The organism is Pseudarthrobacter enclensis (assembly GCF_030811655.1).
GTDB classification, from domain to species: Bacteria; Actinomycetota; Actinomycetes; order Actinomycetales; family Micrococcaceae; genus Arthrobacter; species Arthrobacter enclensis_A.
Map to the genome: position 1 here is coordinate 38,533 of NZ_JAUSRE010000003.1, position 16,288 is coordinate 54,820.

The following is a 16,288-nucleotide window of genomic DNA, read 5'->3' on the forward strand; positions in this document are numbered from 1 at the left end:
CACAGCTGGCTCCGAAACCCGTGAGAGATCCGCATGACACGTCAACTCTCCCCACGACCCTTCACCAGGCCCGCTGACCCGGGGGCCGGTACCGCCAAGATACCCCGCAGGCGATGGACCGCCCGGAGCCGTCGCGACTTCTTCGTTTTCCTTGCCATGGCGCTGCCCAACCTGGTGCTGATCGCCGTCTTCACCTACCGTCCGCTGTTGAGCAACATGTATTACTCGACCCTGGACTGGACCCTGGGCTCCCCCACCGCCACGGTGGTGGGCCTGGACAACTACGTGACCTTCTTCAGCAGCAGCGATGCGCCCAAGGTCCTGGGTACCACGGCGGTCTTCACGCTGGTTACCGTGGGCGGCTCCATGGTGCTGGGCCTGCTGGTCGCGCTGGCACTGAATGCGAAAGTCCGCGGCACCACCTTCGCCCGCTCCGCCGTCTTTGCCCCCTATGTGCTCTCCGGAGTCGGCGTGGGCCTGGTCTGGCTGTTCATCTTCGACCCCGGCTATGGGGTCCTTGCCTGGCTGCTGCGGGGCTTAGGGCAGCAAAGCCCGCAGTGGATCAACGATCCCCAGCTCTCCCTGGTCATGGTGATCCTGGTCTACGTATGGAAGAACCTGGGCTACTGCGCCGTGGTGTACCTGGCTGGGCTGCAGTCCCTTCCCAAGGAAGTCATGGAAGCTGCCTCCCTTGACGGCGCCAACGGTTTCCGCCGCTTCATGGCGATCTCGCTGCCGTTGCTGTCCCCCACCACGTTCTTCCTGCTGATCACCACCATGCTCAGCTCCCTGCAGGCCTTCGACCTGATCCGGATCATGACTCCGCTGGGCACAGGCACCAGCACGCTGATCTACGAGGCCTACCTCCAGGCCTTCGGCGCCTACAACAGGGCCGGCTACTCGGCAGCCATTTCCGTGGTCCTGTTCGCCATCCTCCTGGTAATCACCGTGCTCCAGCTGCGGTTTGTGGAACGAAAGGTGCACTACTCGTGACCTCCCTGTCTCCGGTGGACCCGGACCCCGCTGCTCCTGCCGTTCCCGGACCCGCCCCGGACCTCGGCCGCGACCGGCCGTTGTCGCGCCGCAACCTCATCCAGACAATCGTGGGCGGCTACCTGCCCCTGCTCATCGCGACGCTGGTGGTGTTCCTGCCCCTGCTGTGGATGGTGCTCAGCTCCTTCAAGCAGTCCGGCGAGATCGTCACCACAGACCTGAAGATCCTGCCGGAGAGCCTGAACCTGGACAACTACCGGACCGCCATGACCACGGTCCCGTTTGCGCAGTTCTTCCTGAACAGCACCATCGTCACCCTGGCCGGGGCCACCATCAAAGTCATCCTGGCAATCCTGACCGCGTATGCCCTGGTGTTTGTCCGCTTCCCGTTCCGGAACTTTATCTTCGTGCTGATCCTGGTGGCCCTCATGGTGCCCCCGCAGGTTTCCATCCTGCCCAACTTCATCCTGATCGCGGGGATCGGTGGAAAGAACACTTTGTGGGGCATCATTTTGCCCGGCCTAGGCACGGCCTTCGGCACCTTCCTGCTGCGCCAGCACTTCCGGACCCTGCCCAATTCCATCCTGGAGTCGGCCGAGATGGACGGTGCCGGCCACTGGCGCCGGCTGTGGCAGATCGTGGTCCCCGTCTCGGTGCCGTCCATCGCCACGGTGGCGCTGGTGACGATCGTGACCGAATGGAATGACTACATCTGGCCACTGATCATCACGGACCGGCCGGAAACCATGACGTTGCCGGTGGGCCTGACCCTCCTCCAGAACAGCGAGAGCAACGCCGCCGGCTGGGGTGTCCTCATGGCCGGCGCGGTCCTGGTCATCGTCCCCATCCTGATCATCTTCGCGGCCCTGCAGCGCTACATCGTGGCGGGCCTCACCCAGGGCAGCGTGACCGGCTAAGCAGCCGGCCGCCGTCGTACTTTCACACCCTCGAATTCCAAACTTCCAAAGGCAACAACCGAAAGGAACTGTCATGACACTTCATCTGGACCGGAGGCATTTCCTGGGCCTGGCAGGGCTGACCGCCTCCGCCGCTGCCCTGGCCGCATGCGGCGGACCCTCAACCACCGGCGGCGGCCAGGCAACCACCCAGGCTGCCGACATCGACTTCAGCGGCGTGAAGCCTGCGGCCAAGATCGACTTCTGGTCCAGCCACCCCGGCCAGTCGCAGGACGTGGAGAAGAGCCTGATCGAGAAGTTCCAGGCAAAGAACCCCGGCATCACGGTCAACCTGGTGACGGCCGGCGCCAACTACGAGGAAATCGCCCAGAAGTTCCAGACGGCGCAGGCTGCCAAGTCCGGCCTCCCGGGCGTCGTGGTCCTCTCGGACGTGTGGTGGTTCCGCTACTACACCAACGGCAGCATCATCCCGGTGGACAGCCTCACCAAGCAGCTGAACATGAAAATGGACGACTTCCAGCAGTCCCTGGTGGATGACTACAAGTACGACGGAAAGCACTGGGCACTCCCCTACGGCCGTTCCACGCCGCTGTTCTACTACAACAAGGACCACTTTGCCGCTGCCGGCATACCGGACCGCGCACCCAAGACCTGGGATGAGTTCGGCCAGTGGGCCCCCAAGCTGAAGGCCAGCTCCGGCGCCCAGTACGCCTACATCTACCCGGCCCTGGCAGGCTATGCGGGCTGGACCCTGCAGAACATGCTGTGGGGCTGGGGCGGCGGCTGGTCCAAGGACTGGGACATCACCTGTGACTCCCCCGAATCAGTGGCCGCACTGCAGTGGGCCCAGGACTCGATCTACAAGGACAAGTGGGCGGGAGTGTCCTCCAAGGAAGCAGCGGACGATTTCTCCGCCGGGCTGACCTCAGCCACCATTGCCTCCACCGGCTCGCTGCTGGGGATCCTAAAGTCGGCCAAGTTCAACGTCGGTGTCGGTTTCCTGCCGGGCGGCCCCAAAGCCACAACCAACGTCTGCCCCACTGGTGGCGCAGGCCTGGGCATCCCCAGCGGGATCACCAAAGAGGAACAGCTCGCAGCCGGGATGTTCCTGGACTTCGTCACCCAGCCCGAGAGCACCGTCGAGTTCTCCGCCGCCACGGGTTACATGCCCATCCGCAAGTCGGCGGACATGTCGGCCGTCCTGGCCAAGACACCGCAGATCAAGACGGCAGTTGACCAGCTCGCCGTCACCAAGGTCCAGGACAACGCACGCGTATTCCTGCCGGGCGCGGACCAGGAGATGGCCAAGGCCGCCGCCAAGATCCTCACCCAGCAGGGCGACGTCAAGTCCACCATGACGGACCTCAAGAGCACCCTGCAGGGCATCTACGACCACGACGTAAAGCCGAAGCTGAAGGCCTAGGCGCAGTCGACACGCAAAAGCCCTGGCGCCCCCCGGATACAGGGGTCGCCAGGGCTTTTCCGTGCGCCAGGCGAGGGTGCGCAGCGCCTACGGGATCGGCACCGGGGTGACGCCGAGCGGCACCAGGTGCTCCGCGCCGCCGTCGGGCGCTGACAGCACCCAAATGCCCTTCTCGTGCACTGCCACCGAGTGCTCCCACTGGCAGGATCGCTTGCCGTCGGTGGTGACCACGGTCCAGTCATCCTCCAGGACTGCGGTTTCGATGCCGCCACGGACCAGCATGGGTTCAATGGCAAGGCACAGGCCCGGCTTGATCTTGGGGCCGCGGTGGCTGGTGCGGTAGTTCAGGACATCCGGCGCCATGTGCATCTCGGAGCCGATGCCGTGGCCCACGTAGTCCTCCAGGATGCCCAGCGGCTTGCCGGGGACGGAGGAGACGTAGTCGTCAATGGCCGCACCAATGTCGCCCACGTGCTTTCCGGTGGCCAGTGCGGCGATCCCCCGCCACATTGCAGCCTGGGTGACGTCGGACAGCCGCTGGTCCTCGGGATCGGCCGTCCCCACAATCGCCGTGCGTGCGGAGTCTGAGTGCCAGCCGTCCACGATCGCGCCGCCGTCGATCGAGATGATGTCGCCGTCCTGGAGCACCCGGGCGCCCGGGATGCCGTGCACGACTTCCTCGTTGACGGACGTGCAGATGGTGGCCGGGAAGCCGTGGTAGCCCAGGAAATTGGACTTGGCACCTGCCTCGTTCAGGACGGCGGCGAAGACGTCGTCCAGGTGCTTGGTGGTAACGCCCGGCACCGCCGCGGCAACGGCGGCGTCCAGCGCGCGGCTGAGGACCAGGCCCGCCTCGTGCATGGTGCGCATTTGGGCGTTGTTCTTGAATTCGATCCGGGGCTGGCCGAAGGCCATGGTGTTTCCTTTCAAATGGCTGAGGCTCCCCCCGGATGCCGGGAGGAGCCTCGATAAACCGGGCGCCTTAGATATCAGGCTGCCTGTGCGGCCTTGATGGCCTGCATCACTCGGTTGGTTACTTCGTCGATGGGACCGATCCCGTCAACCCGGGTGAGGATGCCACGCTCGGCGTACTTCGCCACCACGGCTTCGGTCTGCTGGTGGTACAGATCCAGGCGGTGGCGGATGACGGCTTCGTTGTCGTCGCTCCGGCCCGTTTCCTTGGCCCGGCCCAGGAGGCGGTGCACCAGTTCCTCGTCGTCGGCGGTGAGCTGGAGGACCACGTCGAGCTTCTCGTCGCCGTCGGCGAGGATCTCGTCAAGGTAGTCCACCTGCGCAGTGGTGCGCGGGTAGCCGTCCAGCAGGAAGCCGTTTTCGACGTCGGTCTCGCCCAGGCGGTCGCGGACCATCTTGTTGGTCACGCTGTCCGGAACGAAGTCACCGTTGTCCATGTACTTCTTGGCCTCGAGGCCGAGCGGGGTTTCGCCCTTCACGTTCGCACGGAAGATGTCGCCGGTGGAGATGGCCACAACGCCGAGGCGTTCTGAAATCCGCTCCGCCTGCGTTCCTTTTCCGGAACCGGGAGGTCCAATAATCAGCATTCTCGTCATCGCAAAAGCCCTTCGTAGTGACGTTGTTGTAGCTGCGCATCAATCTGCTTTACGGTCTCCAATCCAACGCCCACCATGATCAGGATCGAGGTGCCACCGAACGGGAAGTTCTGGTTTGCGTTGATCAGTACCAGTGCCACCAGCGGAATCAGTGCCACGAAACCCAGGTAGAGGGCGCCGGGCAGCGTGATCCGTGAAAGCACGTACTGCAGGTAGTCCGCGGTCGGCCGGCCGGCGCGGATACCTGGAATGAAGCCGCCGTACTTCTTCATGTTGTCCGAGACCTCTTCAGGGTTGAAGGTGATCGCGACGTAGAAGTAGGTGAAGAACACAATCAGGAGGAAGTAGACCACCATGTACGGCGGGTGGTCACCGCGGGTCAGGTTGTTGTTGATCCATTCAACCCACGGTTGCATTGGCTCGCCGTTCCGGGGCTGGTTGAACTGTGCAATCAGCCCGGGAATGTAGAGCATGGAGGAAGCGAAGATCACCGGAATGACACCGGCCATGTTCACCTTGATGGGGATGTAGGTGCTGGTTCCACCCACGGTGCGGCGGCCGATCATCCTCTTTGCATACTGCACCGGAATGCGCCGCTGGGACTGTTCGACGAAGACCACCAGGGCCACCGTCAGCAGGCCCACGGCCAGCACGATGAAGAAGGTTCCGGGACCCTGCGCGGTCCAGATGGCACCCAGCGAGGTGGGGAACTGGGCGGCGATGGACGTGAAGATGAGCAGCGACATGCCGTTGCCCACGCCCTTCTCGGTGACGAGCTCGCCCATCCACATGATCAGGCCGGTGCCCGCCGTCAAGGTGATGATGATCAGGATGGTGGTGATGATGCTGCTGTCCGGGATGATCGGCAGCTGGCAGCCGGGGAGCAACTGCCCGGAGCGGGCCAGGGACACCAGGGTGGTGGCGTTCAGCAGGCCCAGGGCGATGGTGAGGTAGCGGGTGTACTGGGTCAGCTTGGACTGGCCCGACGCGCCCTCGTCATAGAGCTCCTGGAACCGGGGAATGACCACCCGGAGGAGCTGGACGATGATGCTCGCCGTGATGTAAGGCATGATGCCCAGGGCGAAGATGGACACCTGGAGCAACGCGCCGCCGCTGAAGAGGTTGACGAGCTGGTACAGCCCGCCGGCCGTCTGACCATTGTGCAAGCATTGCTGGACATTCTGGTAGTTCACACCTGGCGAGGGAATGAAAGCACCCAAGCGAAAGATGGTGATGATTCCCAGCGTGAACAACAACTTGCGTCGCAGATCAGGCGTGCGAAAGGCCCGGCCAAATGCGCTAAGCAAGCGTCCTCCTGTGGTGTCAATAAGGGTGGGGTGTCGGATTGTGATAAATCCCGACAACCGAGTCTAACGGTTGGATACGCCCTGCGAACAATCCGCAGCGGCGGGTGTGCGCCGGATGGCGGGAAAAACTCGCCCGGCGGATATGGAAAACTCCCGGTATCCGGGGCCGAAGCCCGCGGATACCGGGAGTTCAACAGCTGGCGCCGTCCTTTACAGGGCGGTGGTGCTTCCGCCTGCTGCAGCAATCTTTTCAGCGGCGCTGGCCGAGAATGCATGGGCGGTGACGTCAACCTTGACGGTGATGTCGCCGGTGCCCAGCACCTTAACGGGCTGGTTCTTGCGAACGGCACCCTTTTCGACCAGGTTCTCCACGGTGACTGCGCCACCTTCCGGGAACAGCTCGTTGAGCTTGTCCAGGTTCACAACCTGGAACTCGACCCGGAACGGGTTCTTGAAGCCACGCAGCTTGGGCAGGCGCATGTGCAGCGGCAGCTGGCCGCCAGCAAAGCCAGCCTTCACCTGGTAGCGGGCAGCCGTACCCTTGGTACCACGGCCGGCGGTCTTACCCTTGGATGCCTCACCACGACCAACACGGGTCTTGGCGGTCTTGGCACCCGGAGCGGGACGCAGGTGGTGAACCTTCAGGGCGTTCTGCTTCTCAGCAGCCTGTGCCTTATCAGCAGTGTTCTCTGCCATTTACTTCGCCTCCTCTACCTTTACCAGGTGCGGAACCGTGTTGAGCATTCCAACGGTCACGGCGTCGGCGGTGCGGACAACGGTGTGTCCGATCCGCTTCAGGCCGAGGGACCGCAGGGTGTCGCGCTGGTTCTGCTTGCCGCCAATGGCGGACTTGATCTGAGTGATCTCCAACTGAGCGTCGGAGGGGACCAGGTTCTTAGCCATGACTAGACACCTGCCTTCGGGGCGAGGAGAGCCTTCACCAGTGCCTGGGGGGCAACCTCGTCCAGCGGCAGGCCGCGGCGTGCTGCCACGGATGCCGGCTCTTCGAGGCGCTTCAGGGCGTCAACGGTCGCGTGCACGATGTTGATGGCGTTGGAAGAGCCGAGCGACTTGGAGAGGATGTCGTGGATGCCCACGCACTCCAGTACTGCACGGACCGGACCACCGGCGATAACACCGGTACCGGCGGAAGCCGGACGCAGCATTACGACGCCGGCAGCGGCTTCACCCTGAACGCGGTGAGGGATGGTGTTGCCAACGCGGGGAACGCGGAAGAAGGACTTCTTGGCCTCTTCAACGCCCTTGGCGATAGCAGCGGGAACTTCCTTGGCCTTGCCGTAGCCCACGCCGACCATGCCGTTACCGTCACCAACGACGACCAGTGCGGTGAAGCTGAAGCGACGACCACCCTTGACGACCTTGGAAACGCGGTTGATGGTGACAACGCGCTCTACGAACTGGTTCTTCTCGGCTTCACGGCCACCGTCGCGGCCGCCACGGCCACCGCGGTCGCCACGGCCCTGGCCGCGGTCGCCACGCTCGCCGCGACGGGCGCCACCACGGCGGTCCTCGGCAGCGGGGGCAGTGGTCTCAGCAGCTGCGGCCTCGGGGGCCTTCTGATCTGCAGACACAGTGTCCTTTTCCTTGTTTGCTTCGGTCACAGTGACAGCCCACCTTCGCGTGCACCGTCGGCGACGGCGGCGATCCGGCCGTGGTACTTGTTACCACCACGGTCGAACACGACAGCCTCGACGCCGGCAGCCTTGGCACGTTCGGCAACGAGCTCGCCAACGCGCTTGGCCTTGGCAGTCTTGTCACCTTCGAATGCACGGAGGTCGGCTTCCAGAGTGGACGCACTTGCTACGGTCTGGCCAATGGTGTCGTCGACAACCTGGACAAATACGTGGCGTGCGGAACGGTTGACCACCAGACGGGGGCGGGCAGCAGTACCGGAGATGCGCTTGCGGATACGAAGCTGGCGGCGGCTGCGACCAGCAGCCTTGCTCTTGTTCGTACGCTTCTTGTTAATGGAGATGGCCATGGTTACTTACCAGCCTTTCCGACCTTGCGGCGGATGACTTCGCCGGCGTAACGGATGCCCTTGCCCTTATAGGGGTCCGGCTTCCGCAGCTTACGAATGTTGGCAGCAACTTCGCCGACCTGCTGCTTATTGATACCTGAGACAGAGAGCTTGGTCGGTCCCTCTACTGCAAAGGTGATGCCGGCCGGAGCCGAAACGTTGACCGGGTGGCTGTAGCCAAGAGCGAACTCAAGGTCAGAACCCTTGGCCTGAACGCGGTAACCGGTACCGACGATTTCAAGCTTCTTCTCGTAGCCTGCGGTGACGCCCTGGATCATGTTGGCGATCAGGGTGCGGGTCAGGCCGTGGAGCGAACGCGAGGCGCGCTCGTCGTTCGGGCGGGTAACGGTCAGGGTGTTGTCTTCCAGGGCAACCTCGATGGGGCTGGCCACAGTGTGGGTCAGCTCGCCCTTGGAACCCTTGACGCTGACGACAGAGCCGTCAACCTTGACCTCAACGCCGGCAGGAACGGTGATGGGGAGACGTCCAATACGTGACATTATTCTCTTCCTTTCCCGTTACCAGACGTACGCGAGGACTTCGCCGCCCACGCCCTTCTTGCCGGCCTGCTTGTCAGTCAGGAGGCCGGAAGAGGTGGACAGGATTGCGATACCCAGGCCACCCAGGACGTGCGGCAGGTTGGTGGACTTCGCGTAAACGCGGAGACCCGGCTTGGAGATGCGGCGTACGCCGGCGATGGAACGCTCGCGGTTCGGACCGAACTTGAGTTCGAGGGTCAGCTTCTTGCCAACCTCAGCGTCCTCTTCCTTCCAGCCGGCGATGAAACCTTCGGCCTTGAGGATGTCGGCAACGCGTGCCTTGAGCTTGCTGTAAGGCATAGACACGGAGTCGTGGTATGCCGAGTTTGCGTTACGCAGGCGCGTAAGCATATCTGCGACAGGATCTGTCATTGTCATGTGGGCTCATGCCCTTCCTCGTAACGGTTTCCGCCGTCCCGTCCTTTGCGGAGCGGAGCGGCCGGACCTTTTACGTAGTTAATTAAGCTTCGGTTTTGAACGGGAAACCAAGCGCCTTGAGCAGCGCGCGGCCTTCGTCGTCGGTCTTGGCGGTGGTCACAACCGTGATGTCCATACCGCGGACGCGGTCGATCTTGTCCTGGTCGATTTCGTGGAACATAACCTGCTCGGTCAGACCGAAGGTGTAGTTGCCGTTGCCATCGAACTGCTTGCCGCTCAGGCCGCGGAAGTCGCGGATACGGGGCAGTGCCAGGGTGACCAGGCGGTCCACAAATTCCCACATGCGGTCGCCACGCAGGGTTGCGTGTGCACCGATGGGCATGCCTTCGCGCAGCTTGAACTGTGCGATCGACTTGCGGGCCTTGGTAACCTGCGGCTTCTGGCCGGTGATCTGAGTGAGGTCGCGGACAGCGCCGTCGATCAGCTTGGAGTCCTTGGCGGCATCTCCAACACCCATGTTCACAACAACCTTGACCAGACGGGGAACCTGGTTCACGTTGGCGTACTTGAACTCATCCTGGAGCTGGCCCTTGATGGTTTCGGCGTACTTGGTCTTCAGACGGGGAACGATCTTCGTTGCCGGAGTCTCGATGGTCTCAGTCATTAGATGTCCTTCCCGGTGCTCTTGGACACGCGGATACGGACGGTCTTCTTGACGCCGTTCTTCTCCACGGTGTCGAGGCGGAAGCCCACGCGGGTCGGCTTCTTGGTCGACGGGTCAACCAGGGCCACGTTGGAAATGTGGATCGGGGCCTCTACGACCTCGATGCCGCCGGTCTTGGTGCCGCGCTGCGACTGTCCAACCCGGGTGTGCTTGGTGACGCGGTTGATGCCCTCAACCAGCACGCGGTTGGTGTCGGTGAAAACGCGCAGAACCTTGCCCTGCTTGCCGCGGTCGCCGCCGCGCTCAGCCTTGGCGCCAGTGATGACCTGAACCAGGTCACCCTTCTTGATCTTTGCAGCCATGGACTAGAGCACCTCCGGAGCCAGAGAAACGATCTTCATGAACTTCTTGTCACGCAGTTCACGACCAACCGGTCCGAAGATACGGGTACCGCGGGGGTCACCGTCGTTCTTCAGGATCACAGCTGCGTTCTCGTCAAACTTGATGTAGGAACCGTCCGCACGGCGGCGTTCCTTCTTGGTACGGACGATGACGGCCTTGACCACATCGCCCTTCTTTACGTTGCCGCCCGGGATTGCATCCTTGACGGTGGCGACAATGACGTCACCGATGCCTGCGTAGCGACGGCCGGATCCACCGAGAACGCGAATGGTAAGGATTTCCTTAGCACCCGTGTTGTCGGCGACCTTCAGTCGCGACTCCTGCTGAATCACTATTTACTCCTTGCGTCGCGCCGGTTCTCAGGCCGTGGTCTTGCTACGGAATGAGCCTTGCGGAACGGTTGATCGGGGTGTCTCTTGACCTGCCTGGATTTTGCCAGGCCAGGCCTAAACGCCCGTGCCAGAAGCAGTTGCTCCCATCCGGTCCGGGACGGATCCCGGGCGCACAGGGGCACTATGCTGTGGCACGCTTGTTTACGAGGTTGATGATGGCGCGCGAAAGGCGCCATACAAACTCAATAGCCTAGCACGGTTTCGGCCAGTCCCCATATCACCACCGTCCCCCGCCCCGCAAGCACGCTCCCCTGCCCGCAAGACGGCGTCGGGATTGGACGGACGACGGCGGCAGCCAAGGCGGTCTTTCGCCCCGCCAGGGGTGCCGCTCCCCCACAATCCGGGCCACCCGCCGTCGACCGCTCCCAGGACGCGCCATCACCTCCTGCACGAAAACCACCAACGGCCCATCACCTCCTGCACCAAAACCACCAACGCCCCATCACCTGCCAGCCGGCCCTTCCGGTAGGTGATGGGGCGTTCAAGAAAGCTGCGCCGAACCTGATGGGGCGTTCGTCTAAACGGGGCAGGAGGTGACGGGGCGTGGAGGAGGTGGGACGGACCGGTTAAACGAGGAAGCCCCCGCTCCCGTGAAGGGAGCAGGGGCCACAAGCTAAGCAGCAGGTGCTACTTGGCCTTCTCGAGGATTTCCACGAGCCGCCAGTTCTTCGTGGCGGACAGCGGACGGGTCTCGGCGATGACTACGAGGTCGCCGATGCCGGCGGTGTTCTCTTCGTCGTGTGCCTTGACCTTGGAGGTGCGGCGGATGACCTTGCCGTACAGTGCGTGCTTCACGCGGTCTTCAACCTCGACAACGATGGTCTTTTCCATCTTGTCGGAGACCACGTAACCGCGACGGGTCTTGCGGTAACCGCGCTGCCCAGCCTTGGCTTCGGTAGCAGTTTCGGTCACGTTCTGGTCCTTTTCACTCACTTGGCGTCCTCCTCGGTCTCAGCCTTTTCAGCCTTGTCGGCCTTCTTGGTTGAAGCCTTCTTGGACTTCTTCTCTTCCTTGGCTTCCACAACCGGTGCGGCAACCTCGGCACGAATGCCCAGCTCGCGTTCGCGGAGAACGGTGTAGATGCGTGCGATGTCCTTCTTTACCGCGCGCAGGCGACCGTGGTTCTCCAGCTGTCCGGTGGCGGACTGGAAACGCAGGTTGAACAGCTCTTCCTTGGCCTTGCGGAGTTCTTCAACGAGACGCTCGTTGTCGAAACCGTCCAGCTGTGCGGGAGCCAGATCCTTGGATCCTACTGCCATTTCTATTCACCACCCTCGCGACGCACGATGCGTGCCTTCAACGGCAGCTTGTGGATTGCCAGGCGCAGGGCCTCGCGAGCTACCTCTTCATTGACACCGGAGAGTTCGAAGAGAACCCGGCCCGGCTTGACGTTGGCGACCCACCATTCCGGTGAACCCTTACCGGAACCCATGCGGGTTTCGGCCGGCTTCTTGGTCAGCGGACGGTCCGGGTAGATGTTGATCCAGACCTTACCGCCACGCTTGATGTGGCGGGTCATGGCGATACGAGCGGACTCGATCTGACGGTTGGTGACGTATGCCGGGCTCAGTGCCTGGATGCCGTACTCACCGAAGGAGACCTGGGTGCCGCCCGTAGCAGCGCCGGAACGACCCGGGTGGTGCTGCTTACGGTGCTTTACTCGACGTGGGATAAGCATTTAAGCCTGTCCTCCTTCTGCAGCAGCAGGTGCTGCTTCAACTGCCGGTGCTTCGGCAGCAGGAGCTGCTTCAGCGGCCGGACGGTCGTTGCGACGGCGGCGGTCACCGCGGTCAGCGCCACCCGGGCGGCCGGGACGCTCGCCACGGCCACCGCGGGACGGTGCGGCAGCAGCCTGTGCGGCCAGTTCCTTGGCGGTGACGTCACCCTTGTAGATCCAGACCTTCACACCGATGCGGCCGAAGGTGGTCTTGGCTTCGTAGAAGCCGTAGTCGATGTTCGCGCGGAGGGTGTGCAGGGGCACACGGCCTTCGCGGTAGAACTCCGAGCGGGACATTTCAGCGCCACCCAGGCGGCCCGAGCAGGCGATACGGATGCCCTTGGCACCTGCACGCTGTGCGGACTGCATGGCCTTCTTCATCGCACGGCGGAATGCCACGCGGGAAGTCAGCTGCTCTGCAACGCCCTGGGCAACAAGCTGGGCTTCCATCTCGGGGTTCTTGACCTCGAGGATGTTCAGCTGAACCTGCTTGCCGGTGAGCTTTTCGAGCTCGCCGCGGATGCGGTCTGCTTCTGCTCCACGGCGGCCGATGACGATGCCGGGACGTGCCGTGTGGATGTCCACGCGGACGCGGTCACGGGTGCGCTCGATCTCGACCTTGGCGATGCCGGCGCGCTCCATGCCCGTGGACATGAGCTGGCGGATGCGGATGTCTTCGCGAACGAAGTCCTTGTACCGCTGCCCGGCCTTGGTGCTGTCAGCGAACCAGTGCGATACGTGATCGGTGGTGATGCCGAGTCGGAACCCGTGCGGGTTTACTTTCTGTCCCACTTAGCGAGCCTCCTCTTTCTCCGGGGTAGCGACTACCACGGTGATGTGGCTGGTGCGCTTCTTGATCTGAAATGCACGACCCTGGGCACGCGGCTGGAACCGCTTCATGGTCGGGCCTTCATCAACAAACGCTTCGCTGATGATGAGGTCGCCTTCGTCAAACGCAACGCCATCACGGTCCGCGAGGACCCGGGCGTTGGAGATTGCCGACTGAACTACCTTGAATACCGGCTCCGAAGCTGCCTGCGGGGCAAACTTCAGAATTGCCAGAGCCTCATTCGCTTGCAATCCACGAACAAGGTTGACGACGCGCCGGGCCTTCATAGGCGTTACGCGGATGTGGCGCGCAATTGCCTTGGCTTCCATTGCTTTCCTTCTCTCGTCTTTGACGTAAACGCAGGCGCCTAGCGGCGCTTGCCCTTACGGTCGTCCTTGACATGGCCGCGGAATGTCCGCGTGGGAGCGAATTCGCCGAGCTTGTGCCCGACCATCGACTCAGTGACAAACACCGGGATGTGCTTGCGTCCGTCGTGTACGGCGATCGTGTGTCCGAGCATGTCGGGGATGATCATCGAACGGCGGGACCAGGTCTTGATGACGTTCTTGGTGCCCTTTTCGTTTTCCCTGGCTACCTTCACAAAGAGGTGCTGGTCAACGAAAGGACCTTTTTTCAGGCTGCGTGGCATGTGTCCAGGCTCCTATCGCTTGTTCTTGCCAGTACGACGGCGACGAACAATAAGCTTGTCGCTCTCTTTGTTGGGGCGGCGGGTGCGGCCTTCACGCTTACCGTTCGGGTTCACGGGGTTACGACCACCGGAAGTCTTACCTTCACCACCACCGTGCGGGTGGTCAACCGGGTTCATGGCGACACCACGGACGGTCGGGCGGACGCCCTTCCACCGCATACGGCCGGCCTTGCCCCAGTTGATGTTCGACTGCTCGGCGTTGCCGACCTCGCCGACGGTTGCGCGGCAGCGCACGTCAACGTTGCGGATTTCGCCGGAAGGCAGACGCAGCTGGGCGAAGCGGCCTTCCTTGGCAACAAGCTGGATCGATGCGCCGGCGGAGCGGCCCATCTTGGCGCCGCCACCGGGACGCAGTTCAACTGCGTGGATGACAGTACCCACCGGGATGTTGAGCAGCGGCAGGTTGTTACCGGGCTTGATGTCAGCACCGGCACCTGCTTCAACAACGTCACCCTGGGAGAGCTTGTTGGGAGCGATGATGTAACGCTTGGTGCCATCAACGTAGTGCAGGAGGGCGATGCGAGCCGTGCGGTTCGGATCGTACTCGATTTCGGCAACGCGGGCGTTGACGCCGTCCTTGTCGTGGCGACGGAAGTCGATCAGACGGTACTGGCGCTTGTGTCCACCACCCTTGTGACGGGTGGTGATCTTACCGGTGTTGTTACGGCCGCCCTTCTTGGGCAGCGGACGTACCAACGACTTTTCCGGCGTCGACCGCGTGATTTCGATAAAGTCCGCTACGCTCGAGCCACGACGGCCCGGGGTAGTCGGCTTGTACTTACGGATTCCCATAATTTATTTCCTCGTTAAAGTGGTCTCCGCTACGCGAGCGGACCGCCGAAGATGTCGATGGTGCCTTCTTTGAGGGTGACAATCGCACGCTTGGTGTTCTTGCGGGTACCCCATCCGAATTTGGTGCGCTTGCGCTTACCGGCACGGTTGATGGTGTTGATCGATTCGACCTTGACGGAGAAGATCTTCTCCACGGCCAGCTTGATCTCGGTCTTGTTCGAACGGGGGTCCACCAGGAAGGTGTACTTGCCCTCGTCGATCAGGCCGTAGCTCTTTTCCGATACGACGGGTGCAAGCACGACGTCGCGGGGATCCTTGATGGTGGCTGCACTCACTTGGCATCCTCCTCGTTCTTTGCTGCCTTAGCGGCAACGAATGCGTCGTAGGCAGCCTTGGTGAAGACAACGTCATCAGAGACGAGAACGTCGTAGGTGTTCAGCTGGTCTGCGTACAGAACGTGAACGCCGGCGAGGTTGCGCACGGAGAGTGCAGCAACGTCGTTATCGCGCTCGATGACGACCAGCAGGTTCTTGCGGTCGGAGACACCGCGAAGCGTCGCCAGAGCGGTCTTGGAGGACGGCTTGTCGCCCGCAACCAGCTCGGAGACAACGTGGATACGACCGTTGCGGGCCCGGTCAGACAGTGCGCCGCGGAGTGCAGCAGCAATCATCTTCTTGGGGGTCCGCTGGCTGTAGTCACGCGGGGTGGGACCGTGGACAATGCCACCGCCGGTCATGTGCGGAGCGCGGACGGAACCCTGACGGGCGCGGCCGGTGCCCTTCTGCTTGAACGGCTTGCGTCCTGCACCGGAAACTTCAGCGCGGGTCTTGGTCTTGTGGGTTCCCTGGCGGGCAGCAGCGAGCTGGGCAACGACAACCTGGTGCAGCAGCGGCACGTTGGTCTGAACGTCGAAGATCTCTGCAGGCAGGTCAACCTGGACAGTGTTAGCCATTGAACTAGGCTCCCTTCACGGCGGTACGTACGAAGACGACCTGGCCGCGGGCACCGGGAACGGCACCCTTGATCAGGAGCAGCGACTTCTCGACGTCAACCGCGTGAACGGTGAGGTTCAGCGTGGTGTGACGAACGGCGCCCATGCGGCCGGCCATTCTCATGCCCTTGAAGACGCGGCTCGGGGTGGATGCGCCACCGATTGAACCGGGCTTACGGTGGTTCTTGTGGGCACCGTGGGAAGCACCAACGCCGTGGAAGCCGTGACGCTTCATAACACCGGCGAAGCCCTTACCCTTGGTGGTGCCGATGACGTCGATCTTCTGGCCGGCTTCGAAGAGCTCTACGGAGAGCTCCTGGCCCAGCTCGTACTCGGCAGCATCTGCGGTACGGAGTTCGACGACGTGGCGGCGAGGCGTGACGCCTGCCTTCTCAAAGTGACCAGCCAGCGGCTTGGTGACCTTGCGGGGATCGATCTGGCCGTAGCCGATCTGAACGGCGACGTAACCATCAACTTCTGCGTTGCGCAGCTGGGTGATGACGTTCGAGTCTGCCTGGACCACAGTGACGGGGATGAGCTTGTTGTTCTCGTCCCAGACCTGGGTCATGCCGAGCTTCGTGCCCAGCAGGCCCTTTACGTTACGGGTTGCGGTCATAGTTTCTCAG

At 62.6% G+C, this 16,288-nt stretch carries 25 protein-coding genes; 3 read left to right on the forward strand and 22 right to left on the reverse strand.

Annotation, left to right across the window (positions count from 1 at the left end):
* Nucleotides 1-33: 33 nt before the first annotated feature.
* The 3 genes from J2X98_RS03520 (at nucleotide 34) to J2X98_RS03530 (ending at nucleotide 3,333) form a co-directional block, all read left to right on the forward strand.
* Entirely contained in the window at nucleotides 34-993 is a 960-nt protein-coding gene (locus J2X98_RS03520; protein ID WP_307304325.1) for a carbohydrate ABC transporter permease, read from the forward strand.
* Nucleotides 990-1,910: a carbohydrate ABC transporter permease gene (locus J2X98_RS03525; RefSeq protein WP_307304328.1), complete on the forward strand. Its 921-nt coding sequence runs from the start codon at nucleotides 990-992 to the stop codon at nucleotides 1,908-1,910. Before J2X98_RS03520 ends, J2X98_RS03525 begins: the two co-directional genes overlap by 4 nt.
* Before the next feature lie 73 nt (nucleotides 1,911-1,983).
* Nucleotides 1,984-3,333 carry an ABC transporter substrate-binding protein gene (locus J2X98_RS03530; protein ID WP_141942659.1) on the forward strand — a complete coding sequence of 450 codons (1,350 nt, stop codon included), beginning with the start codon at nucleotides 1,984-1,986 and terminating at the stop codon, nucleotides 3,331-3,333.
* An 87-nt stretch (nucleotides 3,334-3,420) separates the two neighbouring features.
* Here the strand turns inward: J2X98_RS03530 and map are convergent, their stop codons facing one another.
* The 22 genes from map to rplC all read right to left on the reverse strand — a co-directional run bounded on the left by map (nucleotide 3,421) and on the right by rplC (nucleotide 16,278).
* On the reverse strand, nucleotides 3,421-4,248 hold the full coding sequence (gene map / locus J2X98_RS03535) for a type I methionyl aminopeptidase (RefSeq protein WP_307304333.1): 828 nt from the start codon (nucleotides 4,246-4,248) through the stop codon (nucleotides 3,421-3,423).
* Nucleotides 4,249-4,322: 74 nt separating this feature from the next.
* Nucleotides 4,323-4,892 carry an adenylate kinase gene (locus tag J2X98_RS03540; RefSeq protein WP_307304861.1) on the reverse strand — a complete coding sequence of 190 codons (570 nt, stop codon included), beginning with the start codon at nucleotides 4,890-4,892 and terminating at the stop codon, nucleotides 4,323-4,325.
* Between the two features lie 5 nt (nucleotides 4,893-4,897).
* Complete coding sequence (gene secY / locus J2X98_RS03545; protein ID WP_141942665.1) at nucleotides 4,898-6,208, reverse strand: preprotein translocase subunit SecY; 1,311 nt, start codon at nucleotides 6,206-6,208, stop codon at nucleotides 4,898-4,900.
* 210 nt (nucleotides 6,209-6,418) lie between these two features.
* Nucleotides 6,419-6,904 (reverse strand): 50S ribosomal protein L15, encoded by a 486-nt coding sequence (gene rplO, locus J2X98_RS03550; protein ID WP_013601817.1) that lies wholly within the window; start codon nucleotides 6,902-6,904, stop codon nucleotides 6,419-6,421.
* Nucleotides 6,905-7,111, reverse strand: a complete 207-nt coding sequence (gene rpmD, locus J2X98_RS03555) for a 50S ribosomal protein L30 (protein ID WP_009358731.1) — start codon at nucleotides 7,109-7,111, stop codon at nucleotides 6,905-6,907. It abuts the gene before it with no gap.
* A 2-nt stretch (nucleotides 7,112-7,113) separates the two neighbouring features.
* Complete coding sequence (gene rpsE, locus J2X98_RS03560) at nucleotides 7,114-7,830, reverse strand: 30S ribosomal protein S5 (protein WP_141942667.1); 717 nt, start codon at nucleotides 7,828-7,830, stop codon at nucleotides 7,114-7,116.
* Entirely contained in the window at nucleotides 7,827-8,210 is a 384-nt protein-coding gene (rplR, locus tag J2X98_RS03565; protein WP_141942669.1) for a 50S ribosomal protein L18, read from the reverse strand. The genes rpsE and rplR overlap by 4 nt, the downstream gene beginning before the upstream one ends.
* Nucleotides 8,211-8,212: 2 nt before the next feature.
* A complete protein-coding gene (gene rplF / locus J2X98_RS03570) occupies nucleotides 8,213-8,749 on the reverse strand; it encodes a 50S ribosomal protein L6 (protein WP_141942671.1) in 537 nt (178 codons plus the stop codon).
* An 18-nt stretch (nucleotides 8,750-8,767) separates the two neighbouring features.
* Complete coding sequence (rpsH, locus tag J2X98_RS03575; RefSeq protein WP_018769139.1) at nucleotides 8,768-9,166, reverse strand: 30S ribosomal protein S8; 399 nt, start codon at nucleotides 9,164-9,166, stop codon at nucleotides 8,768-8,770.
* Nucleotides 9,167-9,248: 82 nt separating this feature from the next.
* Nucleotides 9,249-9,830: a 50S ribosomal protein L5 gene (rplE, locus tag J2X98_RS03580; RefSeq protein ID WP_043454613.1), complete on the reverse strand. Its 582-nt coding sequence runs from the start codon at nucleotides 9,828-9,830 to the stop codon at nucleotides 9,249-9,251.
* Entirely contained in the window at nucleotides 9,830-10,192 is a 363-nt protein-coding gene (rplX, locus tag J2X98_RS03585) for a 50S ribosomal protein L24 (protein ID WP_043454610.1), read from the reverse strand. Before rplX ends, rplE begins: the two co-directional genes overlap by 1 nt.
* A 3-nt stretch (nucleotides 10,193-10,195) precedes the next feature.
* Nucleotides 10,196-10,564 carry a 50S ribosomal protein L14 gene (gene rplN / locus J2X98_RS03590; protein ID WP_003803789.1) on the reverse strand — a complete coding sequence of 123 codons (369 nt, stop codon included), beginning with the start codon at nucleotides 10,562-10,564 and terminating at the stop codon, nucleotides 10,196-10,198.
* Between the two features lie 687 nt (nucleotides 10,565-11,251).
* The gene (rpsQ, locus tag J2X98_RS03595) at nucleotides 11,252-11,557 is read right to left on the reverse strand and encodes a 30S ribosomal protein S17 (RefSeq protein ID WP_043454607.1); all 306 of its coding nucleotides are present in this window, start codon (nucleotides 11,555-11,557) and stop codon (nucleotides 11,252-11,254) included.
* Nucleotides 11,554-11,883 carry a 50S ribosomal protein L29 gene (gene rpmC, locus J2X98_RS03600; RefSeq protein WP_018769136.1) on the reverse strand — a complete coding sequence of 110 codons (330 nt, stop codon included), beginning with the start codon at nucleotides 11,881-11,883 and terminating at the stop codon, nucleotides 11,554-11,556. The genes rpsQ and rpmC overlap by 4 nt, the downstream gene beginning before the upstream one ends.
* A gap of 2 nt (nucleotides 11,884-11,885) precedes the next feature.
* Nucleotides 11,886-12,302, reverse strand: coding sequence for a 50S ribosomal protein L16 (gene rplP, locus J2X98_RS03605; RefSeq protein ID WP_043454603.1), 417 nt, complete (start codon nucleotides 12,300-12,302; stop codon nucleotides 11,886-11,888).
* Complete coding sequence (gene rpsC, locus J2X98_RS03610; RefSeq protein ID WP_141942674.1) at nucleotides 12,303-13,133, reverse strand: 30S ribosomal protein S3; 831 nt, start codon at nucleotides 13,131-13,133, stop codon at nucleotides 12,303-12,305.
* Complete coding sequence (gene rplV / locus J2X98_RS03615) at nucleotides 13,134-13,499, reverse strand: 50S ribosomal protein L22 (RefSeq protein ID WP_009358304.1); 366 nt, start codon at nucleotides 13,497-13,499, stop codon at nucleotides 13,134-13,136.
* 38 nt (nucleotides 13,500-13,537) lie between these two features.
* A complete protein-coding gene (gene rpsS / locus J2X98_RS03620; RefSeq protein WP_003803803.1) occupies nucleotides 13,538-13,819 on the reverse strand; it encodes a 30S ribosomal protein S19 in 282 nt (93 codons plus the stop codon).
* 12 nt (nucleotides 13,820-13,831) lie between these two features.
* The gene (gene rplB, locus J2X98_RS03625) at nucleotides 13,832-14,671 is read right to left on the reverse strand and encodes a 50S ribosomal protein L2 (protein WP_026264302.1); all 840 of its coding nucleotides are present in this window, start codon (nucleotides 14,669-14,671) and stop codon (nucleotides 13,832-13,834) included.
* 29 nt (nucleotides 14,672-14,700) lie between these two features.
* Complete coding sequence (rplW, locus tag J2X98_RS03630; RefSeq protein ID WP_011692807.1) at nucleotides 14,701-15,006, reverse strand: 50S ribosomal protein L23; 306 nt, start codon at nucleotides 15,004-15,006, stop codon at nucleotides 14,701-14,703.
* On the reverse strand, nucleotides 15,003-15,623 hold the full coding sequence (gene rplD, locus J2X98_RS03635) for a 50S ribosomal protein L4 (RefSeq protein WP_141942676.1): 621 nt from the start codon (nucleotides 15,621-15,623) through the stop codon (nucleotides 15,003-15,005). The genes rplW and rplD overlap by 4 nt, the downstream gene beginning before the upstream one ends.
* A gap of 4 nt (nucleotides 15,624-15,627) precedes the next feature.
* Entirely contained in the window at nucleotides 15,628-16,278 is a 651-nt protein-coding gene (rplC, locus tag J2X98_RS03640) for a 50S ribosomal protein L3 (protein ID WP_141942678.1), read from the reverse strand.
* Nucleotides 16,279-16,288 lie beyond the last annotated feature (10 nt).

Coding starts and splice junctions, on each gene's coding strand:
- J2X98_RS03520 (WP_307304325.1), top strand. CDS start 34: ATGACACGTCAACTCTCCCCACGACCCTTCACCAGGCCCGCTGACCCG.
- J2X98_RS03530 (WP_141942659.1), top strand. CDS start 1,984: ATGACACTTCATCTGGACCGGAGGCATTTCCTGGGCCTGGCAGGGCTG.
- map (WP_307304333.1), bottom strand. CDS start 4,248: ATGGCCTTCGGCCAGCCCCGGATCGAATTCAAGAACAACGCCCAAATG.
- J2X98_RS03540 (WP_307304861.1), bottom strand. CDS start 4,892: ATGCTGATTATTGGACCTCCCGGTTCCGGAAAAGGAACGCAGGCGGAG.
- rplO (WP_013601817.1), bottom strand. CDS start 6,904: ATGGCAGAGAACACTGCTGATAAGGCACAGGCTGCTGAGAAGCAGAAC.
- rpmD (WP_009358731.1), bottom strand. CDS start 7,111: ATGGCTAAGAACCTGGTCCCCTCCGACGCTCAGTTGGAGATCACTCAG.
- rplR (WP_141942669.1), bottom strand. CDS start 8,210: ATGGCCATCTCCATTAACAAGAAGCGTACGAACAAGAGCAAGGCTGCT.
- rplF (WP_141942671.1), bottom strand. CDS start 8,749: ATGTCACGTATTGGACGTCTCCCCATCACCGTTCCTGCCGGCGTTGAG.
- rpsH (WP_018769139.1), bottom strand. CDS start 9,166: ATGACAATGACAGATCCTGTCGCAGATATGCTTACGCGCCTGCGTAAC.
- rplE (WP_043454613.1), bottom strand. CDS start 9,830: ATGACTGAGACCATCGAGACTCCGGCAACGAAGATCGTTCCCCGTCTG.
- rplX (WP_043454610.1), bottom strand. CDS start 10,192: ATGGCTGCAAAGATCAAGAAGGGTGACCTGGTTCAGGTCATCACTGGC.
- rpmC (WP_018769136.1), bottom strand. CDS start 11,883: ATGGCAGTAGGATCCAAGGATCTGGCTCCCGCACAGCTGGACGGTTTC.
- rplP (WP_043454603.1), bottom strand. CDS start 12,302: ATGCTTATCCCACGTCGAGTAAAGCACCGTAAGCAGCACCACCCGGGT.
- rplV (WP_009358304.1), bottom strand. CDS start 13,499: ATGGAAGCCAAGGCAATTGCGCGCCACATCCGCGTAACGCCTATGAAG.
- rpsS (WP_003803803.1), bottom strand. CDS start 13,819: ATGCCACGCAGCCTGAAAAAAGGTCCTTTCGTTGACCAGCACCTCTTT.
- rplB (WP_026264302.1), bottom strand. CDS start 14,671: ATGGGAATCCGTAAGTACAAGCCGACTACCCCGGGCCGTCGTGGCTCG.
- rplD (WP_141942676.1), bottom strand. CDS start 15,623: ATGGCTAACACTGTCCAGGTTGACCTGCCTGCAGAGATCTTCGACGTT.
- rplC (WP_141942678.1), bottom strand. CDS start 16,278: ATGACCGCAACCCGTAACGTAAAGGGCCTGCTGGGCACGAAGCTCGGC.